The sequence below is a fragment of the Candidatus Tokpelaia sp. genome (assembly GCF_008636115.1).
In the GTDB taxonomy this organism is placed as follows: domain Bacteria; phylum Pseudomonadota; class Alphaproteobacteria; order Rhizobiales; family Rhizobiaceae; genus QLZD01.
Genome location: NZ_QLZD01000007.1, coordinates 1 through 1,112, shown reverse-complemented (window position 1 = coordinate 1,112; position 1,112 = coordinate 1). Strand labels below are relative to the sequence as shown.

3 protein-coding genes are annotated in these 1,112 nt (G+C 54.3%); all 3 read right to left on the bottom strand.

The genetic code is table 11. The features are described from left to right. On the bottom strand, window positions 1–281 hold a 281-nt coding region (locus DPQ22_RS00410), incomplete at its 3' end, for a hypothetical protein (protein WP_150212614.1). Continuing rightward, window positions 271–591, bottom strand: coding sequence for an NAD(P)+ transhydrogenase beta chain (locus tag DPQ22_RS09070; protein ID WP_246681411.1), 321 nt, complete (start codon window positions 589–591; stop codon window positions 271–273). The genes DPQ22_RS00410 and DPQ22_RS09070, both read right to left, overlap by 11 nt. Continuing rightward, window positions 588–1,109, bottom strand: coding sequence for a glycoside hydrolase family 19 protein (locus tag DPQ22_RS00400; protein WP_150212615.1), 522 nt, complete (start codon window positions 1,107–1,109; stop codon window positions 588–590). Before DPQ22_RS00400 ends, DPQ22_RS09070 begins: the two co-directional genes overlap by 4 nt. Between the last annotated feature and the right edge of the window lie 3 nt (window positions 1,110–1,112).

Sequence of the window (1,112 nt, the reverse complement as noted above, 5' to 3'; positions counted from 1 at the left end):
TTATCGTTTGCCCATTCATAAGCTTCGGTCATTGGCCCTAAAATTGCACTGATAAAATCTGCCACCGCCTGCAGGCCAAAAGCTATTCTGCCGCCGCCACAACGCGGGCAGGCGCAAACCTCGGCGAGCTTGTCTGCCACTAATAAAAGCGGGGTGAAGATAACCAACACAGTTAAAACAAAAAAGCTTATAAGCACCCGCAGCAGTTGCAAGCCAAAACGGGCGATATAAAGCGCCGCAATCATGCTTTTGTCGCAGAAATCCGCCACTTTACCCTTCATAATTACCCTCATTTTTGCGGTGCGTTTCTGCCTCATAGCCGCCCAAATTCTCGCCCGCCGCCTGGCCACGAGCGCGATAATCAAGGCTGCCAAAGGCGCGGTGCACCCCGAGCAGCGCCACCACCAGCGCCACCATAGATGGGACCACAATATCGGCAAGCTTGTCAGCCTTTTCACTGCCAAACAGCCCGCCGGCCACAATGGCCAGAATGACAATCCAGGCCAAAACAAAAGAAACTTTCAAATATTGCCCGGAAAACCGATATTCCGGCCCGCCCGCCGGCAGCCGGGATTGCTTGCTATTGCTCATGCCATCGCCGCCTGGCTGCGCGGAACAATGCCTAAAACAGCCTTTGCCCGCGCCAAATAGGCGCGGCGGCTTTCCAGCCCGTTTAAGCCGCCATTTATTTTTTTCGTAATGTCAATAATGTCGTCTTTGTCGGCTAAAGCATTCAGCTTTCGTGTTTGCCAAAACCAGACTGCCGACAGCAGCGCACCGGGAAAAAAAGCCAAATCTGTCGGGAAACGCGGCCCGGCCAGCCCGCGCTCACTGCACCACCGGCTGAATTCCATATAATTAGCACGGCCGGTAACCTGAATAAGCCCGCGCCCTTTATAGCGAACACCATCACCTGACTGTGTATTTCCCAAATCGCGCCGCCCCTCGTAAGCCTTGCCGCTTGCATATTCTTCGGTGGTACAAAATCCATCGCTTTCATGCACCGTCTGCGCCAGAAAGTGGGCCAGACGCAGAGGCGTATCAATCGCCGCTATAGCCAAAATCTTGGGGGTGGCAGCAAACTCGGCCAAAATTTGCCGTTGCCGCAGCGC

Bases quoted from the DNA above. Each gene is read 5' to 3' on its own strand.
- DPQ22_RS09070 (WP_246681411.1), bottom strand. From the start codon at position 591: ATGAGCAATAGCAAGCAATCCCGGCTGCCGGCGGGCGGGCCGGAATAT.